Here is an 18,549-nt window from a genome sequence, read left to right as displayed (position 1 = left end):
CGCTTAGCTATAAGTCACCCACTACAGTTGACAAAGAGTCCAAAAAAGTTCATTTGGACTATGCTGTCAGTAACCAAACGAACAGAAGTCATCCAAATGAACCATTTAAATGATACCGCTAAACGCCATCACTTACCATACAATATGGGGGAACCATGTGTTCCTCCTATTATCGCCGCTATGCGCCAAGGAACTGATACAGCGTCGAAATGTTAACTATTGTAAATTAAGGACAATTCCATTCTTGTCCTTCTAGTGCTTCGAGCTGAACTCGACATCAAATCTCAGCGACGATTTTATCAACTCTGTCAGATACTGCTTGTGAAATTCAAGCAAGAAATCATAATCGAAATCGAAACATATCATAAGGCTCCATCCTACTAATGAAGGCAATGTACGACAAACGCATGAAGAAAATTTTGTTTTCAGATAACAATTTTATAAAAATAAGTTAACCTTCGCTATAATAAAAGTGGAGGATTTTGTTATAGATGAGCTACTAAATTTCTTGGTTACAGTTAGAGATACTCGTGAACCATGGAAAATCAAACACCTATTGTCAAATATCGTTCTCCTCATTTTCTTTGCCCACTGGTAAGACCGAATCTCTCACGATCGGTTTTTGGGGATTGCAAATTGTCCACATTCATTTATTGTCACCAAGTCCCAGATATTGCTTCTTTGTGGCGCAGGTGGAATGTTCTCTTTTCTATCTATCGTTTCTGCTTTTATCAGCCTATCAATCATGACACCTTGGATATCCGCAAGATGCTTATATTTTTCGATGTCCGAGACAGTTCGCCACTCTCCCTTTTTGCATAAGTCCTACGGGGATATCTATTTTCTCCGCTATTTCTTCCTGCGAAAAGTCATGTATATTACGAAGCATAATAAGATTTGTTTTTAACATAATGTCCTCATTTTGATAGCAGCGAGTTTACCTTTTCAATATAGAAAGCACTATGAACAGTATGAATCACATGGTTACTGTCTTCAGTCTCGACCAACTGACAATTTTCACCAATATAAGCCACCGCTCTCTCGGCTTGTTCGCGGGATGCTGCACACAGATATGTTCCATTCTCGTGAACCATCTCCTTTGCATGAATATAGACACAGGGAACTTCTATTGCTGACAATATTTCTTTGTGTGTCAAACCGTGATTCCAGCTCAGGTCATAGAAGCGTTCACCGTATGCAAAATCATATTGCTTGGCATATTCAAAAACATACCAAATCGAACTTGGTAGAAAGCCTATCTGAACAGCCTTATTAGGGTTCTTCTGATGTTGCTTTTGTGCATAGTTAGCAAGTTTCGGCATGGCATCCGGCATATATAGCTGACCCCAGTAGCAGTGACGGAGGTAATAAGCTTCCCAACACTCTGCCTTATCCGACTCATTGTAATCATGCAAAGGCTTATACGCATCCTTGTAAGCAAAGCTATCTTCCCAGCCTTCTCCATCAGTAGAAAATACTGGTGGATCTTCCAGCACTGCTCCAGCTATGTTTTGACCGCCGTATGCTGCTACATACGCTGCCGTGATTGCTCCGTTGGAGTGTCCGGCAACAACGGTAGGCTTGCCGATGACATTATTGATAAACCAGATCAGATCGTCACCATTCACATCGAGGTAATACAGACTTTCATCATGTGATGATTCCCCGTGTCCATAAACATCAACAGCGTAAATATGCCAATTTTTACTAAGCTCAGGAAGAACAAGTGCATAGTCTTCCCAGATGCTCATCTGCCCGTGGATTAATAGAAGGGCAGGTTTATCATTGTTCACTTCACCATAATTGATGACATTACCACTCGGAAGAGTAACTTGCTTTTCAACTGCACCTGCCATATTCAGTGTTTTCTTATATCTGTCATACCAATGGATATTGCGATACCAATAAAGTCCAAAAGCTACAATGGCAACTATAATGATAATTAACAGAACTATACCAACAATTTTCATTATTTTTTTCAAGAGAACCTCCTTATTTGATTCTTATGAAAATTGTAGTAAAAAGTTGCCCCATTATCTACCAATCAAAGCTGTCAAAAATGATTGATTTTTGTTATGTTTAGTTGCCTAACCTGCATACTCTATCCCGATATCTAAGCCACAGCCACGAAGAACCCATGAACTGGATTAAGGAGCTGCAGGTCATCGTCTGTCAGAGAACCGACATCACAGAGTTTGATGAGACTCTGGTCAGACGGCTCATCGAGAATATCACCATCTTCACCGACCGATTCACTGTCAGGTAAATCAAAATCTATCGCAGTTTTTTCTTTACTTTTCTTTCAGGCAATTCCGGATACATTTCTTCAATCATTTTTTGTAGCCTTGTTCTGTCGTCCAGAATGGTTACAGGCAGCATTGGTTTTGCCCCTTCATAGGGAGGTTCCGGCTCGCTGTCCGGCATGTATTTCTTGCTTGCCTCAGTAATCTTCACCATAAAACCTTTACCATAAATCCCGCCAAATATGCGTTCTCTATAGTAAAAGATATATCCTCCCATCATAGGTATATTCCGAATATCCCCCAAATCAGACAGTTGATCCATTATATATTCTGAAAGCTCTTTACTATTCGACATAATATCCTCCATTTATCAAACAGATGCTTCCCGCATCAAATCACAGTTTTTCCCATTAAGACTTTCTCACAGAAAGCCTCTATTTTCAAGCCTTTCCGGCAATGACATCTAATCTAACCTGAACTCTCCAATAAGCCCCTGACATCTAACCCGACAAGCCAACCCAACCCTATCATATTTCAGCCACAAATCGTTTTCAGAAAGCTTTGGATAAGTTACCACGAAGCGGTCATCCCCTCGACCATCCTGAGAGGGGCGAAACCCAGAAAGCACCTTGCGTCATGAGCTTTTTACTATCCCTTTCGTTCAAAGGTTTCTAAGCTTTCACGAGCAGAACTACACACTCAGCGGTTCGCTGTTCCCACAGCACTAAGCTCTGCGACAGGCGTATGGTTACTAACCAATCAAGCTTCGTTGCCTCACTTTCTTAGAGTAACTGTACGTAACATATCAAAACAACAAGGGCGATCCTATATCGCATGGGCAGAAGTCTCGCTACTCTTCGTCGCGTCACTCCTTAACTAGCAAACTTACTGCCTTAACGTATGCTGAGTGATTTCTTCTATACTAATAGACGAATTTCAGAAAATTAACTCTGCGATTAAACTATGAAACATAACTACTTGTCTTTATTCAACGCTTTTAATAATAATCTCTCCATTCTTGAAGAATAAAGATAGGCTCTTAACGAATTACTCGCTCTCTTTAACCTATATAGCAATTCCAAGTTATTATAAATAGACCAGGATAAAAGAAGTTGCTCCTCTTTTCTCTTCTTTTCTAGTTGCTCTTGAGTAAAATCATATAAACGAGTGTAGCGTCCATCTAATTTAGAGGTCATCCCTTTTTGAGTGTAAAACAATTTTTCGATTTCTTCTATTTTACTTAATGAATGAAACTCCCAAAAATAGAGATACCATATATCAAATCGCTTAACCGAAAATATTCGTGTAAACTTCACTAAACTGTCACTTGATAATTTAGTAATAATTTCTTGTAATTCACTCAAATCAGTTATCTCAATAAATCTGAAGTCCTCAATCCTTTTTGGTATGTAGTATTGTTTACCAGTTAAAGATATATAATTAGGAATTTCTTTTTTTAAAAATTCTTCAACTATTGAATCTTGACAATTAATAACATGATCAAAATTTTCAGATATCTGATAAATATGATGATCAATCCAAATCAACAATTTTTCATACAGTAAGACAACTTCTTCAAAATATTGACTATTTTCCTTACCAATTATTTTTCGAACATCACGTTTTTGGCTATAGAAATAGAAGAAAAAGACTGTTGGTAATATTGTCATCAAAGCCACAAGGGCTGGTAAGCTTGAAAAGACATCACCGATGTTTACTTTTATTTGTAAAATGCCTCTTAGAAATTCTTGAAACTTAGACAAATAATAGGTAATATCTCCTCCTCTCAATATTTTCAATGAATAACAAGCAGACAAAAATGCCAAGAGCATAGGTGCACTTATTATAATTCTAAATATATTAAGTGATAGCTGAGTCAAGGAGAGTTTAGATAATCCTATCCAGACTGAACTTTTTTCACCACTACCATAAGTTACCCAACCTAAACGTAATAATTGACTTAATCTTAGCAAATAATAATTCATTCTAATTGTGTAAAGTGCAAGCTCTGCCTTTTTTATTCTTACTGCGAGTTGCCCTAATTCATGCAAATAATAGCTTATACTGCTAGATAACTCAATAATTACTAAATCATATATCACTAACAAAAAGAGTATTTCTAACCAAAATATAAAAGTTAATGCATACAAATTCCCTTGAGAAACTTCTACATTAGTAGAAACAACTGACTTCACTATAATTTCCCTAAAAAATAGTAATAGTACTAGCGCTATAAGTAGCAAGATAATTTTAAATATTTTACTAAACTTCATAGTAATTACAGTTTTAGATTTCTCCACTTTATTTTAATATCAAAATAACTTTATTTCACATACATCCACCCATAGTGAGGATAATTTGTGTATGTTTAAAGCCTGAATTTTTACTACTACATTCCATGACAATGTAGTAATCATCATCTCCTTCTGCTTTTACGACAATCCCTATTGAATATGGAGTTTTCCAAAGAGGTTCAACTCCATAGAACTTTGCTACAAACTCATTTGTTGGATTTGGTGTTTCCGTACTAAAACCATTCTCGAATAGCCAAGCATGCCAATTTTTAAACGCTGGAGGAAAGCCTAACATATGGACTGCTTGCATTGTTGCTATCGCAAATTCCATTTCATCATCTAAATTAATAACATACTTCTCAGTAGGATTTAGTCTATATCCATCTATAGTTTTTTCTGATTTCATATCACTATTAAGTTTAAGCTTTTTCATGATAATGCTCCTTTATTTATCTTTTGATTCTGGTCTTGCTTTTGCATACGGGCGATTTTGTGATACAAACTGCTCTACTTCTAAGAATGCTCTGCCTAGTTCATTTAAACTGAGAACTAACATAAATTCTGCAACTTCACCAACATGGTCAATATGACGCATGGGATCCAATTTTTGGCGAAATTCCTCAAATGTATCTCCAACAACCTCCCATTCATCCATTTCGCTATCATAATAACAATGATACTGTTGCCATAATTCAAAATCACTTTCTTTAATAAATTCCTCATCAACAGTGAAATTTGCCCATGGAAACAACTGCAGGAACACAGAGGTATATGGTGTAAACGGGAACCAATAGGGATAGGCATACTCTTTAGTTTCTTGGCCATCATTAACAACTAACTTGGTATCACCTTTACCACTAGACTTATTGACCCATTCTGTTGAATGTAGTTTGACTTCACCACCATTTTGAATAATTTTCATAAATTTTTTCTGAGATAATAAAAAGTTATAATTTTGAATATGTAGTGGTAAATTCGAATAAGAAAGGAGTTTCTTATTCGATGATTCATCCAAAAAAGTTTGATTTAGAGGAACTTCTACATAGAATCCCTTACCAGTTCCATCTTTGGTGCGTTTAATTGTCTCCGTAGTTAATTCTTGCCATATGCACATATTATCATCTGGATTATACAAAACAACTATGCAAGGTAGAGAATTCATAGTCCAATAATTATACTGTCTCTCATTAATATTTCTAAAGATGATACAGTCATCTTTTTTCTCCTTAAACCAACTTGGACCGGACTTAATTTGTAAAGCAAGAAGTTGTCTTGGTTTATCATCCTCAATAAATTCCATATGGGCATCTATTCCTATATCATCAATAGGCTGCTCTCTAAACATCCACTTCTTACGTACAGCAATTTTACCGCAATGAAACACACCTTCCCGTTCAGTTGAATTACTCATAAAACTACCCCATCTTGAACTACATCCCAAAAGTTATTTTCTGCCTAACTTTTGGGGTACTTTTTATTTGAAATTAACTAAAATAAATAATAACAACTATATCATACCAAACCAAGCTAAGGCATCCTTAATTGCCTCGACTTTTTCAGGAGGACAGTTTGGAACACGTTGCTCACTTTCCACCCTATTTGACTTATTATAATTCTCTCGCTCAACCAAACCAAACTGTCGTTTCACTTGTGTAATATAGAGACTAGAAACCTTAAATCCATACTTTTTCAAAATATAGTCTTTGATTTCTGGATAAGTCGCATCCCTTTTTTACTTATCTTCTTCATTGATTTCGATGTTGATATGATGGTCTACATCTAGTTTGGACAATAGTGCAACCGTCTCAACATGATGCGTATTTGGGAGTAAAAAGGTCCTGTGGACCTTTTTAGCAGCTCGCCTTGAAACAAGAAAGCGAGATGGACTCTTACTCTACGGCTCTCTCTAGTAAACTAACAACTTCACAATGATGCGTCATTGGAAAAAGATCCACCGGCTGCACTTTTGTCAATTTATAACCCAATTCTTCATAGAGCTTGATGTCACGCGCCATGGTGGCTGGGTTGCAGGAGACATAGGTGATTTTGGCTGGAGACATGGCTGCGCTGGCCTCGATAAAGCTCTCTGTCAGGCCCTTGCGCGGTGGGTCCACGATGATGACATCAGGCTCGATGCCTTCTTTGATCCACTTGGCCATGGCATGTTCAGCGCTATCTACCACATAGCGGGCATTGGTGATGCCGTTTCGCTCAGCATTGGCCTGAGCATTCTTAACCGCTGCTTCTACCACTTCCACCCCATAAACTGCCTTGACGGATTTGGCAAAGGAAAGGCCAATCGTGCCAATCCCTGAGTAGGCATCAACCACGACATCGTCTGCTGTCAGTTCTGAGAAATCAATGGCCGTCTGGTAAAGCCTTTCCGCCATCTCCGTATTGACCTGATAGAAAGAACTGGCTGAGATCTCATAGGTATTGTCCAACATCCTATCCGTAATGGTATCCTTGCCATAGAGGTTGCGGAATTCTGTACCAAAGATGGCGTTAGTGTTTTTATCGTTGATGTTTTGAATCACAGATACAAGGGCTGGAAACTCGGCTACCAACTGCTCAATGAGTTGGTCAATGCGGAACACCTTTGGCCGTGTGGTCACTAGCACCAACATCATTTCTCCTGAGTAATGCCCTCGACGCACCACAAGGTTACGAATCAGACCCGTCTGCTCTTTTTCATCATAAGGTTTGAGATCAAAGCGGCGCAGTAAATCACGAGTCGCGTTGATGAGACGGTCAATCTCCTTATCCTGAATGAGATAATCTTCAATTGGCATCAAATCATGGGAATTTTTACGGAAAAAGCCTGTCTCCAACTGCCCATTGATACGACGGACAGGGATAGCCGCTTTATTACGGTAGGCAGTTGGCTCAGCCATCCCCAATGTTTCAGCTACTTCTACATCTGAAATCCCTGCTGTTTTGTAGAGGTTATCTACCACTTGCTTGCGTTTGAATTTGAGTTGTTCAGCATAAGCCAAGTGTCCAAAGTCAGCAATTCCTGTGCGGAGGTAGGCGGCATCCATATCTTCCACACGATGAGGAGAAGTTTTGAGGTACTCTTCTACTTTTCCATAACCGATATTTTTTTTGATTTTAAGCACACGCATGCGAATCACTTCTTCTGGTAGGGCATTTTCCACAAAAAAGACAAGGCCATCTACCTTGGCAACTCCTTGGCCTTCATGGCTTAAATCAACAATTTCAACTTCTACAATATCATTCTTTTTTAACATTTTTTCTCCAATACAAAAGGCGGTCTTAAGTTTCAGCCGCCTTTTATTATATCATATTAACGAATGCCTAATTTTGACAGTCGCTTTTTATATTTTGTAAAATTAATGGACAAGGCTTGACCGCCATACATGTCATAATCATCAATCCAATCGCCGTATTCAGGAACAGTAATCTGCTCTGTTTTCTTGCCACTGGTCAATACAGATAAACCGTTGCTCAGTAAGAAACCGTAAGACACATTGGTAGAAGTCAAAGCATAAATCTTACCTAAGGCTGCAGAACCTGTAAAAAGTTTGGTTGGATTCTTAATCTGAGACATGACAGCTGACATGACTTGCTGCTGACGCTTGGTTCGGCCAAAATCTCCCTCATCATCCTTACGGAAACGTGCATAATTGAGAAGCGTCCGACCATCCATTCTCTGTCTGCCAACAGAAATCGTCTGATTTGGAACAAGGCCGTCTTTCATATTGAGATCATCTGGTACTTCAACAGAATCAACTGCATTGCCATCAACAGTAGCAAATTTAGCATTAATTTCTACGCCATTAGGGAAAAGCGTATCAATGGCTTCTGCGAAGGTTTGGAAGTCTACCATAACATAATACTTAATATCAATATCAAAATTACGCTTTAAGGTCTGACGCATGAGTTCAGCCCCTTGATTATTGTCCTGTTCACCAATATTAAAGGCCGTGTTAAGCTTATTGTCATAAGAATAGTTATCAGCACTGACACCTTTAATATTAACAAGCGTATCGCGCATGAAGCTGACCATCTTGACTTTCTTATCTTTATTGCCGATATTTAAGACCATGATGGTATCCGTCCGAGCTTCGGATGACCCTTGTGTGATACGCTGATCGCTTCCCAAAACCAAAATATTGGTGCCATCTTTAGTATCCTGACCATTAAATTTTTCCACAACAGCTGGCTTATAATTTTTATTTTTACCGGATGAAATATCATTCATTCCTTTGATAAACATAACAATCATACCCACAAACACTGCCAGCAGTATAAAGCTGATAATTTTTAAAAAACGTTTAAAGGTCAGTCGTTTTTTCTTGGGCTTAAGCTTGGTCAGTGCTTGAGCAGCCCTTTTCTCCTGACGGCTCTGACGCGAACGATTTGAGGTTTGATTTGGATAGACAGGCAACCCTTGATCTGTATACTGGCTGTCTGAAGAATAGGCATCCCATTGGTCGTCAGTTTGATAATCATCATCATAGTAGTCATCATAATAACTGTCATAAGATTGACCATAATCTTGATGGTAAGTCTCTGCTGGCTCGTCATAATGATAGAAATCATCATCAGAACTGCCGGCCTCAACTTTTTTTCTAAGATAATCAAACTCAGCCTGCTCGCGTTCACTGAGATAGGCAATGTTTCTCAAAAGGTACTCGTAGCGCAGCTGCTCATGGCGGCTTGCATTTCCCCTGTCGTTTCTGCTCATGTTTAATTGTTCTCTAACTTAATTTTTTCTAATACTTAGCAATTCTTTTAAAGCCTGTAAACGGCATACATACCCAAAATTTTATACTGAATTCCGATACTTGTCAACTCTTCAAGAGCAAAAGAGACTAATTTTTTATTATGATTCTCAAAATCAATAATAAAAAAGTATTCTCCCAGTACCGTTTTCAAGGGTCGGCTTTCAATCTTGGTCAAATCGATTCCCCTCCAGGCAAAGGTTGACAAGGCCTTATAAAGGGCTCCCGGGAGATTGTCAGGAAGTGTCAGAGCCAAAGATACTTTGCCATCAGTCTTTTCCAGATGAATTTCAGGCACTTGATGGCCCAGCACCCAAAAACGTGTATAATTTTCTTCAATTTCCTGAATATCCTGTGCAATAATAGACAGACCGTATTCATCAGCTGCTGCCTTAGGAGCAATAGCTGCAAAGTTTTCTTGAGGGTGCTCTGCCACCAGCCGAGCCGCATAAGCAGTACTTGCAGTCATTTCAATTTTCGCATTAGGATAATGAAGTTTGATGTATTTTTTACCCTGAGCGATAGCTTGAGGATGGGAAAAAATTTTTTCAATATTTCTGTCTGTTCGAACAGCCATCAGCTGCTGCTTAATGGGCTGAATGATTTCAGCCACAGCCTGAATTTCTGCTTGATGAAAAAGATAGTCAGTGGTCTCATGAACACTGCCTTCAATCGAATTTTCGATAGGGACAATGGCAAAATCAACTTTTTGATCCTCATAAGCCTTGATAACTTCCGTAATATTTGCAAAAGGGAGCAAATCAGCTCCCGGAAAGGCCTGTATGGCCACATTATGCGTAAAAGATCCGTTGGGACCTAGATAAGCAATTTTCATGTAATCTATTTCCTCAATTGATGTTAGGGTGTTTAATCAGTAATATTAGCAATTCTTTCTAAATCACTGAAAAAGCTAGGATAACTGGTGTTGATTGCCTCAGCTCGCTCTAATTCAACGTCGCCATCAGCCACCAGCAAGGCTGCAATGGCAGTCATCATACCGATACGGTGGTCGCCGAAAGTATTGACCTTAGCCCCGTGAAGACTGGTTTTTCCTTCAATAATCATCCCATCGTCTGTCGGCGTAATATGAGCACCCATAGCATTCAGGGCGTCTGCTACAACTTGAATGCGATCAGTCTCCTTGACTTTTAACTCTTCAGCATCTCGGATAATTGTTTTTCCTTGGGCCTGCGTTGCTAAAAGAGCGATAACTGGCAGCTCATCAATCAAGCGCGGAATGATATCTCCGCCAATTTCTGTTCCTTTCAGTTCGGAACTCTCAACTGTAATGGTTGCAGATTTTGCCATTTCATCTTTATCAGTCAGCTTAAACTTGCCGCCCATAGCCTCAATAACTTCGAGAATCCCTGTCCGCGTTTCATTGATGCCAACATTTTCAAGAATCAGTTTAGCATTAGGAACAATCAGTCCTGCAACCAGCCAGAAGGCTGCACTTGAAATGTCACCGGGAACAGTGACTGTCTGGCCTGTCAGCTCCTGATTGCCAGCAATACGAATTTCTTTGCCATCTACTTCCAGATAGCCGCCGAACTGCCTGAGCATATCCTCCGTATGATTGCGTGTCTTTTCTTTTTCAATAATGACACTCTCACCATCAGCCTGAAGCGCCGCAAAAATGAGGGCTGATTTTACCTGAGCAGAAGCGACCGGAAGTTGATAATGAATAGGCTTAAGTGCTTTTGAACCCTTCATTTTTAAAGGCGGCAAATCGCGCTCGGTTCGGCCAGAAACTTTGACTCCCATCTGCCGAAGCGGAATAGTCACTCGGTCCATAGGCCGCTTGGAGAGACTATCGTCTCCAAACATTTCGACTTCAAAATCCTGACCTGCCAAAACTCCTGAAATCAAGCGGATAGATGTTCCTGAATTTCCCATGTCCAAGGCATTTTGAGGTGTCTTAAGTCCCTTAAAGCCACGGCCGTGAATTTCAACCACATCTCCTTTATCCTTAATGTCAACACCCAAATCGCGAAAGACCTGCATAGTAGAAAGCACATCTTCACCGCGTAAAATATCATGAACAGTTGTCACCCCTTGGGCCAAACTGCCAAAGATGATCGAACGGTGGCTGATGGATTTATCTCCTGGAATTTTTAGTTGTCCTTTTAACTGTTTTGCATTTGTCCGTAATTTCATTTATTGCTCCAAAAATGATTTTCCTTTATTTTACCATAATTTCAGAAACAAAAAAACCACCACAAGGGTGGAAACATGCCATACAACCTAGAAGAAGTACCTTACATGCATTCAATAATTCTGGCTACTTCCTTTGGAGTACGGTGGTCTGTATTGATAATCAAATCTGACAGACCTTCATAGAGTTTCATGCGGCGTTCATAAATCCCATGAAAGTCTTCTTTGGAATTGTTTAAGAACAGCGGACGCTGGAAAATTTTATCATGTTCAATACGATCATACAACACTTCAAAGGATGCAGACAAAAGAACGTTGTTCTTGCGATTAGCTTTCAGTAATTCACGATTGTGCTCCGAAACCACGACACCACCACCTGTGGAAATGATAATATTCCCTTCTAAAGCTAGCAACTCTTCCAACACCTGAGACTCAATCTTACGGAAATTAGCTTCTCCTTCCCGTGCAAAATATTCTGAAATAGACATACCGATGCGCTCTTCAATGATAAGATCCATATCTAAAAACTGCTCAAAGCTTTCCTGCAGTTCTCCAGCAACGGTCGTCTTACCGGCACCCATAAATCCAAGTAATACTTTTGCCATAATAAACTCCTTTAATTTTAACTAACCGATCCAAGTCCAAGAAGAGACTCAGATAAAACATTGATTGCCTCTGCCTGTCTAAGGCAAACTTCCCCATCTTTGACTGCCAAAGCTGCAACAGCAGCCATCATAACGAATTTTTTAGGAAAGTTATATTCATTTTATCACAATTTCCTTAAATTTTCTGATGTTTTAGCAAACTTATACTATAAAATTAAGAAATCAAGAACAATCGTAACGATTTACAAATAAAGCGGTCTGTTCCTTAAATAATAGGAAACAAACCGCCTTTAAATCTCAGCCTACAATTTAATTTTCTTTCTAATTTTTTCAGCGGCTAGCTTACCTGATGTCAGAGCCCAGGCATTATTGGCACCTGATGGCGAATCTGTTCCCATAACACCGCCGACAACTTCACCTGCAGCGTAGAGCCCCTTGATAACCGTACTTGAAGTATTAACAACCTGCAATTTATTATTGACAACTAATCCTCCCATGGTCGTTGCAAAACGAGGTTTTTGCTCAATCATATAGTAAGGACCTTCACCAACTGGTACTTGCAAGAAGCGACGTTCACGATGGAAGTCTTTATCTTCACCATTAGCGACGAATTCATTGTAACGGGCTACAGTATTTTCAAGAGTAGCCCCATCCATACCGGCAGCATTTGCCAGTTCCTCAAGGGTTTCACCATGGTAAAAATAAGGTGTTTCACGGCCATTGCTTGCCAGCCATTTTTCAACCTCAGCCGATGAAATGCCCCCTTCAGCTATTCCATCCCGGAAAATATCAAAATGCTTTTGATCGAGCAGCAAATATAGTATTTTGGGTTCCTGCTCCATCAACACATCCAAAATAGCATGGTTAGAAGCACGTTCATTGACAACACGTTTACCCTTGCTATTGAGCAAAAGACCATTTTCCTTCAGGACACGTAAGTTTCCATCGATGGTTGATTTGGCTGTTCCAGGAGAAACTTCGACACCATTAGGATAGATTTTACCAAGATTCATCATACGAGTCGCTGCATCAATACCAGGAGCTTGCGCCATTTGAACACCTTCACCCATTGAAGACCGCGTTCCGTAGAAAAGAACGCCCTTGAGCTCATCCGGCAGCATAGCTTTATTATTACCATAACCACCTGTTGTAATAATGACAGCCTTAGCAGAAATACGATGCGTTCTTCCATTAGCCTCAACTGCAACAAGCCCTGTTACATTTCCTTTTCCATCTGTCAGCAGTTCTTGGGCTTTTGTCTGAAGAAGCACTTGGACACGAGACGCTGCCATTTTAGCACGGACTGAAGCTGCAAATCCATGTCCGCCATGTGCATAGGCTAATTCACGATCCTTGGCATACTCAGCCAAAACATGCAAACCGCCTTCCATGTCATATTCAACCCCAACATATTCGTGTACCCAGTCGGTTGTTTGACCAACATTTTCAGCTAAAAGTGTCAAGAGAGACCGCACATTTTGACCATTGCCGTTGGCCATGAAATCATCAAACATAGATTTCACCGTATCATCTGTGACTCCTGCTTCTTTTTGCAGTTTAGAGCCCATAACAACTTGGTTTCCACCAGAAACTGAAATAGCACCGCCAATAAAGCTGAGTTTTTCAACCAGCATCGTCTTCAAGCCAAGCTCATCCGCACGAAGAGAAGCTGCTATACCAGCAGCACCGCCACCGATAACCACAACATCTGTTGTTTCTTCCAAAACTTCTGTAGACTTGACTTCTACCGGTTTTGGCCGAGCTTCTAAAACGTCAACAGCATCCTGACCGCTTGCTTGACGCGCCGCGTCAGCTACCCCTGCAAGGACACCTCTAGAGGTAGAGGAAGCTCCCGAAACAGCATCGACATTCAAGGTTTGAAATTCGATGATTTGTTTTGGCATTTTTTCAAATACTAAATCTGAGAGGCCTTCTGATTCACCAGCACTGTCAATTTCAATATTTGTAATCCGCGATTTGTCGAAGGTTACTACCATCGGAAGTTCACTGTTGTGACCTGAAGCCATTACGTGATATTGACCCGGTTTAAATTCAAGATCCTTGGTCATCAAGTCTTTCAGGCGCTCAGCTTTAGCTTTCTCTGCTGCAAAATCTTTAATCAAACCAAAGCTTGTATCCATAAAGTTCCAAAGCGGACTTGGAATAACCAATTTTTCACGGTCATGAATATCAGCAAACGGATTGACCTCTTTTCCGGCTTGAATGGTACCTGCCCAGTCAGGTTCTACCAGAAAACCTTTGGCAACAGCCACCAAATCATAGCCTAGTGACAAGGCATCTTCAGCATCCGCCCTTTGCATAATCCCGCCAACTCCCATAATTGGCGTCTTTGCTAATTTCTCAGAACGCTGAGCTAAAAACTTTGTAATCAGCATTTCCGGATTATCGGTATCAATGATTGATGAACGGGTATAAATTCCCATCGAAAAATGGAAATAATCCAGGTCATACTCAGCCAATGCATTTAGCAAATACATGGTATCATCAAAGGTAATACCAGGTTCTTCCAACTCTTCAGGTGAAAAACGATAACCGAGGATAAAATTGGAAGCCCCTTCTTCTTCAATAACACGCTTGGCTGCTTTGACGACTTCGATTGGGAATTTGGCACGTTTCTTAAGGGTGCCGCCCCAAGCATCCGAACGGCGGTTGGAATGAGGTGAAAAGAACTGCTGTAACAGGTAAGTATTGGCTCCGTGCAATTCTACACCGTCAAAACCAGCTTTGATAGCGCGGCGCACCCCTTCAGCAAAGTTGTCAATCATGTCCAAAATGTCATGGTGGCTCATCTCAATCGGAACAGGTGCATTGGGACGAAGAGCTGCCACAGGCGAAGCCGAAACAGGAATACGACCTTCATTCATCGGCTCAAATCCCATACGACCTGCATGGTAAATTTGAATAAGCGCCTTGGAACCCTTATCTTTGATAGCTTTTGCTATCTTGGATAAACCTTCAATCTTATCATCGCTGTCAATCCCCAGAGCTCCAAAGAACCCTCGACCATAATTTTCAACGAAAGCTGATTCTACAATAACTGCTCCAACAGTTCCTGAACGTTTCGCATAATAAGCCACCAAATCATTTGGAACACTGCCATCATAATAAGCTGATTCAGTCGTCATAGGGGACATGACAATACGGTTTTTCAAGGCAGCTCCGGAAGCTAATCTAACTTCTTCAAATAATTGTTTTGACATATTTTTCCCTCTTTATTGTAATTTCAGTGTTTCAAGAATAGTACGCAGCTCCGATACAGGAACTTGACCAGGTGCTGAAGCTTTCGCAGCCGCACCAAAGGTTGCTGAAGAACCAAAGACTTCTCCAGACACACGAGATACCATTCCTAGTGCCCCCATGGACATGGTAATCAAAGGTGTCTGAGCACTTGCATAACGCTCAGCAGTTGCTTGAAGTAAGGTCAGCACATCTTGATTTGATTGCGGCATAACTGCAATTTTACAGATATCTGCATGCCGCTCTTCCATCATGGTTAAGCGGCTTACAAGCTCAGCCTTAGTTGGCGTTGCATTAAAATCATGATTGCACATGATGACTTTTGTTCCCTTTTCATGTGCTAGCTCAATTGTTTTTTGAACTTCTGCCTGATCCATAAAAAGTTCCAAGTCAATCAAATCAGCCTTACCTTGTGTTAAAACAGTTCTGTAAATCTCAAAGTAAAGAGCATCTGGTATTTCGTGAACTCCGCCTTCTTTAGCTGTGCGGAAAGTAACTAAGACTGGTTTTTGCGCTGCTTCTTTCACTTTTAAAGACAGAGCAGCAACTTTTTTAGGCTCTTCGACAAATTCATAGAAGTCAATACGCCACTCAATAACATCACAATCCAATTCCTTAGCTTGTGCTGCTGCCTCTAAAATTTCTGTTTCTGTTGCTCCGACCAGGGGAACCAGAATTTTGGGTCTTCCTTCCCCAAAGACAACATTTTCGACAGTTACTGTTTTCATGATAATACCTCCATTTTCATGATTGTTTTCACTACGCTTTCATTTTGTGATTTATTTCACTTATGATTTTAGCACATCTATATTGATAAATCTAATAGATATATTTTATTAAATCTATAAAACTTCTTTATAATTTCTTAAGAACTTGTTATAATGATTAAGAGGTAACACAGATGAACATGCAGCATTTAGAATATTTTGTCGCTCTTGCTGAGAGCGAACATATGACAAAGACAGCCAAAGAACTGAATACATCGCAACCCAATCTTTCCTATGTCATTGCAGAATTAGAAAAAGAACTGGGACTCCCGCTTTTCAAAAAAGATGGCAGAAATATTAAATTAACTCGCTATGGACGTATTTTTTACACCTCTGCCAAGGAATCTATTCGCACAATTAATCAAGCCTATACTGCTTTGCAGGCTGAAGTTCATCCTAATCAAGGAAAACTTGCCATTGGTTTTATTTATACCTTTGGATCAAACATTGGTCCCAAACTTATCAGCCAGTTTCTGCAAGAATATCCCCAAGTCCAATTTCAATTGGAGCAAAACAATTCCCACAATTTGCTGCATGCCTTAAGCAGGGAAGAATTGGATTGTGCAATTGTTTCTAAAATCGATCATTTCAGCCAGATTCAGTTTGAACCCTTAATGGTAGAAGAACAGGTCATTATTGTGCCTGAGGATCATCCCTTAGCCAAATATGACAGTATTTCGCTGGCAGATACCATTGCATATGATTACGTTTACTATAACGAACACAGCGGTCTTAGACCCTATCTGGATCAGTCCTTTAAAAAATTAGGTCTGCAGCCCCGTATCAAAATTGAGCTTGAAGATGACCAAAGTGTGCTGGGGTTTGTTGCCCATCATTTTGGAATTGCTATTATCCCAAATATCATCAGTATTGACGCCTACCGAGTTAAAAAGATTAAAATTACTGATGCCCTGGATAAGCGTATGATTTACATAGCTTACAATAAGTCTGATTATTATCCGCCGATTCAAACGGCCTTCAAAAAATTTGCCAAGCATTTACTCAAGTCATGAGCAGCTGTTTAGCAGGTCAACTCACTATTGCCACTTGGCAGCCTTAGACAGATTAAAACGACATAAAAAAACAAACCTCCAAAAGAAGTTTGCTTTGAAGCTAAAATTCATGTCTTTTGATATGAATTTTTTATTTTATTTAAAAGTGCAAAACGCCAGAAATAGCAGCTACTGCCACAACAACTGCGTTGGTAACAAACATGATAGGTGCTGCTTTTTTGGTAAAAGGTTCTGCTTCAATTTCACAAAGCGTTGCACCCACATAGGTAGATGAATTCATCGGTGTGACCGAAGTTGCCAAAGCTAGGTTACATACAAAGGGAGCAATGATGGCAATCGGTGACAGACCGAAAGAAGCTCCGATTGAGATAAAAAGCGGATAAAGGGCATTATATAACTGATAAGGGACAAAGTAGATAATCGGCACACAGAGCAGAAGGAAAATAATATGGATATAGCGCATCAAGAAGCTTGGGAAATGTGCTTCCAGCAGCTTAGCAAGACTTTCTACCATGGAAGCATGCGACCCATCTTTGGCGTTAAAGACAGCCAAGTAAAAACAAATGGCAATAAGCATAATCAATACGTTAAAGAACATTGTTGCCTGCTTATTCCAAATAGCGCCAAAATCTTTGGGATAGTTAATCAAAGCCGTAACAATTGAAGCCATGATAAACACTAAGTAAGATGGCCATTTTAAGACGGCTAAGGCTACAACGACAATCAAAAAGATAATCATGTTAAGCCAAAATAATTTTGGTCTAGCATTTTCCCGTTCTTCAATCTTATGTGCTGCTCCGCCTTCTGCATCTTCAGGCAGTCCAAGTGTTCCATGCTCTTTTTTATGTTTGCGTGCAAAATAGATATATTGCAGAATGATAGCTGGGATAAAGCACAGACCCCAAGGAATAGAAGCAACTGCAAGAGTCTCAGCGTGAGTATTAGCCATGGTTGCTGACATGACTAAACCAATTCCCCACGGCAGCCAGCACATTGCTCCAATAGCAGTTTGACAGATGATAAAGGCAAAATTACGATCCATCTTAAATTTCTTAAAAAATGGAATAACAATCGGAAAAACAACAAGGTAGGTTGTGGACATCTGTGCTGTTAAATAAGCGATAGCACTTAAAACAGTCGTTAAAATCATGACGCCTACTACATTGATACGATTGCCAATAACTTTCATGACACCGTTTATCATAGTATCAAACAAACCGGATTCCGTCAGCATACCAAAATAGATCAACCCAAACAAAAGCATGTACCCAGACTGGGTCATTACAACGTTAATCTGATTTATAATAAAATCGCTGGTTTGTTTCAAATCGTAGCCCATCAAAAAGCTAAAGACAACTGGAACAACAAACATGATAAAATTCAAAGGAATCTTATTCCAAAGAATAAAAGCAACAACGATTGCCAACATAATAATGGCAAGTATAGCTGGACTCATAACCTTCTCCT

The 18,549-nt window shown here is 39.8% G+C and carries 14 protein-coding genes and 1 pseudogene; 2 read left to right on the top strand and 13 right to left on the bottom strand.

Going from position 1 to position 18,549, the window contains the following annotated elements; all coding sequences use genetic code 11:
- Positions 1–96: 96 nt before the first annotated feature.
- A pseudogene (locus SCSH_RS11145) lies at positions 97–324 on the top strand (IS982 family transposase); the annotation flags it as partial.
- Between the two features lie 593 nt (positions 325–917).
- Here the strand turns inward: SCSH_RS11145 and SCSH_RS09350 are convergent.
- The 12 genes from SCSH_RS09350 to aroD form a co-directional block, all read right to left on the bottom strand.
- Positions 918–1,982: an alpha/beta fold hydrolase gene (locus SCSH_RS09350; protein WP_238581388.1), complete on the bottom strand. Its 1,065-nt coding sequence runs from the start codon at positions 1,980–1,982 to the stop codon at positions 918–920.
- 292 nt (positions 1,983–2,274) lie between these two features.
- A complete protein-coding gene (locus SCSH_RS09345; RefSeq protein WP_057491646.1) occupies positions 2,275–2,598 on the bottom strand; it encodes a TfoX/Sxy family protein in 324 nt (107 codons plus the stop codon).
- A 619-nt stretch (positions 2,599–3,217) separates the two neighbouring features.
- Positions 3,218–4,438 carry a hypothetical protein gene (locus tag SCSH_RS09340; protein ID WP_238581387.1) on the bottom strand — a complete coding sequence of 407 codons (1,221 nt, stop codon included), beginning with the start codon at positions 4,436–4,438 and terminating at the stop codon, positions 3,218–3,220.
- 133 nt (positions 4,439–4,571) lie between these two features.
- Positions 4,572–4,970, bottom strand: a complete 399-nt coding sequence (locus SCSH_RS09335) for a hypothetical protein (RefSeq protein WP_018374750.1) — start codon at positions 4,968–4,970, stop codon at positions 4,572–4,574.
- A gap of 12 nt (positions 4,971–4,982) precedes the next feature.
- The gene (locus SCSH_RS09330) at positions 4,983–5,948 is read right to left on the bottom strand and encodes a DUF4365 domain-containing protein (RefSeq protein WP_057491644.1); all 966 of its coding nucleotides are present in this window, start codon (positions 5,946–5,948) and stop codon (positions 4,983–4,985) included.
- Positions 5,949–6,426: 478 nt separating this feature from the next.
- Positions 6,427–7,788, bottom strand: a complete 1,362-nt coding sequence (rlmD, locus tag SCSH_RS09320) for a 23S rRNA (uracil(1939)-C(5))-methyltransferase RlmD (RefSeq protein ID WP_057491643.1) — start codon at positions 7,786–7,788, stop codon at positions 6,427–6,429.
- Between the two features lie 56 nt (positions 7,789–7,844).
- Entirely contained in the window at positions 7,845–9,248 is a 1,404-nt protein-coding gene (locus SCSH_RS09315) for an LCP family protein (protein WP_057491642.1), read from the bottom strand.
- A 47-nt stretch (positions 9,249–9,295) separates the two neighbouring features.
- A complete protein-coding gene (gene pheA / locus SCSH_RS09310) occupies positions 9,296–10,120 on the bottom strand; it encodes a prephenate dehydratase (RefSeq protein ID WP_057491641.1) in 825 nt (274 codons plus the stop codon).
- 32 nt (positions 10,121–10,152) lie between these two features.
- Positions 10,153–11,442: a 3-phosphoshikimate 1-carboxyvinyltransferase gene (gene aroA, locus SCSH_RS09305; RefSeq protein WP_057491640.1), complete on the bottom strand. Its 1,290-nt coding sequence runs from the start codon at positions 11,440–11,442 to the stop codon at positions 10,153–10,155.
- 101 nt (positions 11,443–11,543) lie between these two features.
- Positions 11,544–12,044, bottom strand: coding sequence for a shikimate kinase (locus SCSH_RS09300; protein ID WP_057491639.1), 501 nt, complete (start codon positions 12,042–12,044; stop codon positions 11,544–11,546).
- 302 nt (positions 12,045–12,346) lie between these two features.
- Positions 12,347–15,265 (bottom strand): oxidoreductase, encoded by a 2,919-nt coding sequence (locus tag SCSH_RS09295; protein WP_057491638.1) that lies wholly within the window; start codon positions 15,263–15,265, stop codon positions 12,347–12,349.
- 12 nt (positions 15,266–15,277) lie between these two features.
- On the bottom strand, positions 15,278–16,030 hold the full coding sequence (gene aroD, locus SCSH_RS09290) for a type I 3-dehydroquinate dehydratase (RefSeq protein ID WP_057491637.1): 753 nt from the start codon (positions 16,028–16,030) through the stop codon (positions 15,278–15,280).
- Between the two features lie 173 nt (positions 16,031–16,203).
- Here aroD and SCSH_RS09285 point away from each other — a divergent pair, with 173 nt between their 5' ends.
- Positions 16,204–17,082, top strand: a complete 879-nt coding sequence (locus tag SCSH_RS09285; protein WP_057491636.1) for a LysR family transcriptional regulator — start codon at positions 16,204–16,206, stop codon at positions 17,080–17,082.
- A gap of 139 nt (positions 17,083–17,221) precedes the next feature.
- Here SCSH_RS09285 and SCSH_RS09280 read toward each other — a convergent pair whose 3' ends face one another.
- Positions 17,222–18,538, bottom strand: coding sequence for an SLC13 family permease (locus tag SCSH_RS09280; RefSeq protein ID WP_057491635.1), 1,317 nt, complete (start codon positions 18,536–18,538; stop codon positions 17,222–17,224).
- Positions 18,539–18,549 lie beyond the last annotated feature (11 nt).

The sequence above is a fragment of the Streptococcus orisasini genome, assembly GCF_001431045.1.
In the GTDB taxonomy this organism is placed as follows: Bacteria; Bacillota; Bacilli; order Lactobacillales; family Streptococcaceae; genus Streptococcus; species Streptococcus orisasini.
The sequence above is the reverse complement of the archived record's forward strand: the minus strand, read 5'-3'. Positions and strand labels throughout refer to the sequence as shown.

Coding starts and splice junctions, on each gene's coding strand:
- SCSH_RS09345 (WP_057491646.1), bottom strand. CDS start 2,598: ATGTCGAATAGTAAAGAGCTTTCAGAATATATAATGGATCAACTGTCT.
- SCSH_RS09335 (WP_018374750.1), bottom strand. CDS start 4,970: ATGAAAAAGCTTAAACTTAATAGTGATATGAAATCAGAAAAAACTATA.
- SCSH_RS09330 (WP_057491644.1), bottom strand. CDS start 5,948: ATGAGTAATTCAACTGAACGGGAAGGTGTGTTTCATTGCGGTAAAATT.
- rlmD (WP_057491643.1), bottom strand. CDS start 7,788: ATGTTAAAAAAGAATGATATTGTAGAAGTTGAAATTGTTGATTTAAGC.
- SCSH_RS09315 (WP_057491642.1), bottom strand. CDS start 9,248: ATGAGCAGAAACGACAGGGGAAATGCAAGCCGCCATGAGCAGCTGCGC.
- pheA (WP_057491641.1), bottom strand. CDS start 10,120: ATGAAAATTGCTTATCTAGGTCCCAACGGATCTTTTACGCATAATGTG.
- aroA (WP_057491640.1), bottom strand. CDS start 11,442: ATGAAATTACGGACAAATGCAAAACAGTTAAAAGGACAACTAAAAATT.
- SCSH_RS09300 (WP_057491639.1), bottom strand. CDS start 12,044: ATGGCAAAAGTATTACTTGGATTTATGGGTGCCGGTAAGACGACCGTT.
- SCSH_RS09295 (WP_057491638.1), bottom strand. CDS start 15,265: ATGTCAAAACAATTATTTGAAGAAGTTAGATTAGCTTCCGGAGCTGCC.
- aroD (WP_057491637.1), bottom strand. CDS start 16,030: ATGAAAACAGTAACTGTCGAAAATGTTGTCTTTGGGGAAGGAAGACCC.
- SCSH_RS09285 (WP_057491636.1), top strand. CDS start 16,204: ATGAACATGCAGCATTTAGAATATTTTGTCGCTCTTGCTGAGAGCGAA.
- SCSH_RS09280 (WP_057491635.1), bottom strand. CDS start 18,538: ATGAGTCCAGCTATACTTGCCATTATTATGTTGGCAATCGTTGTTGCT.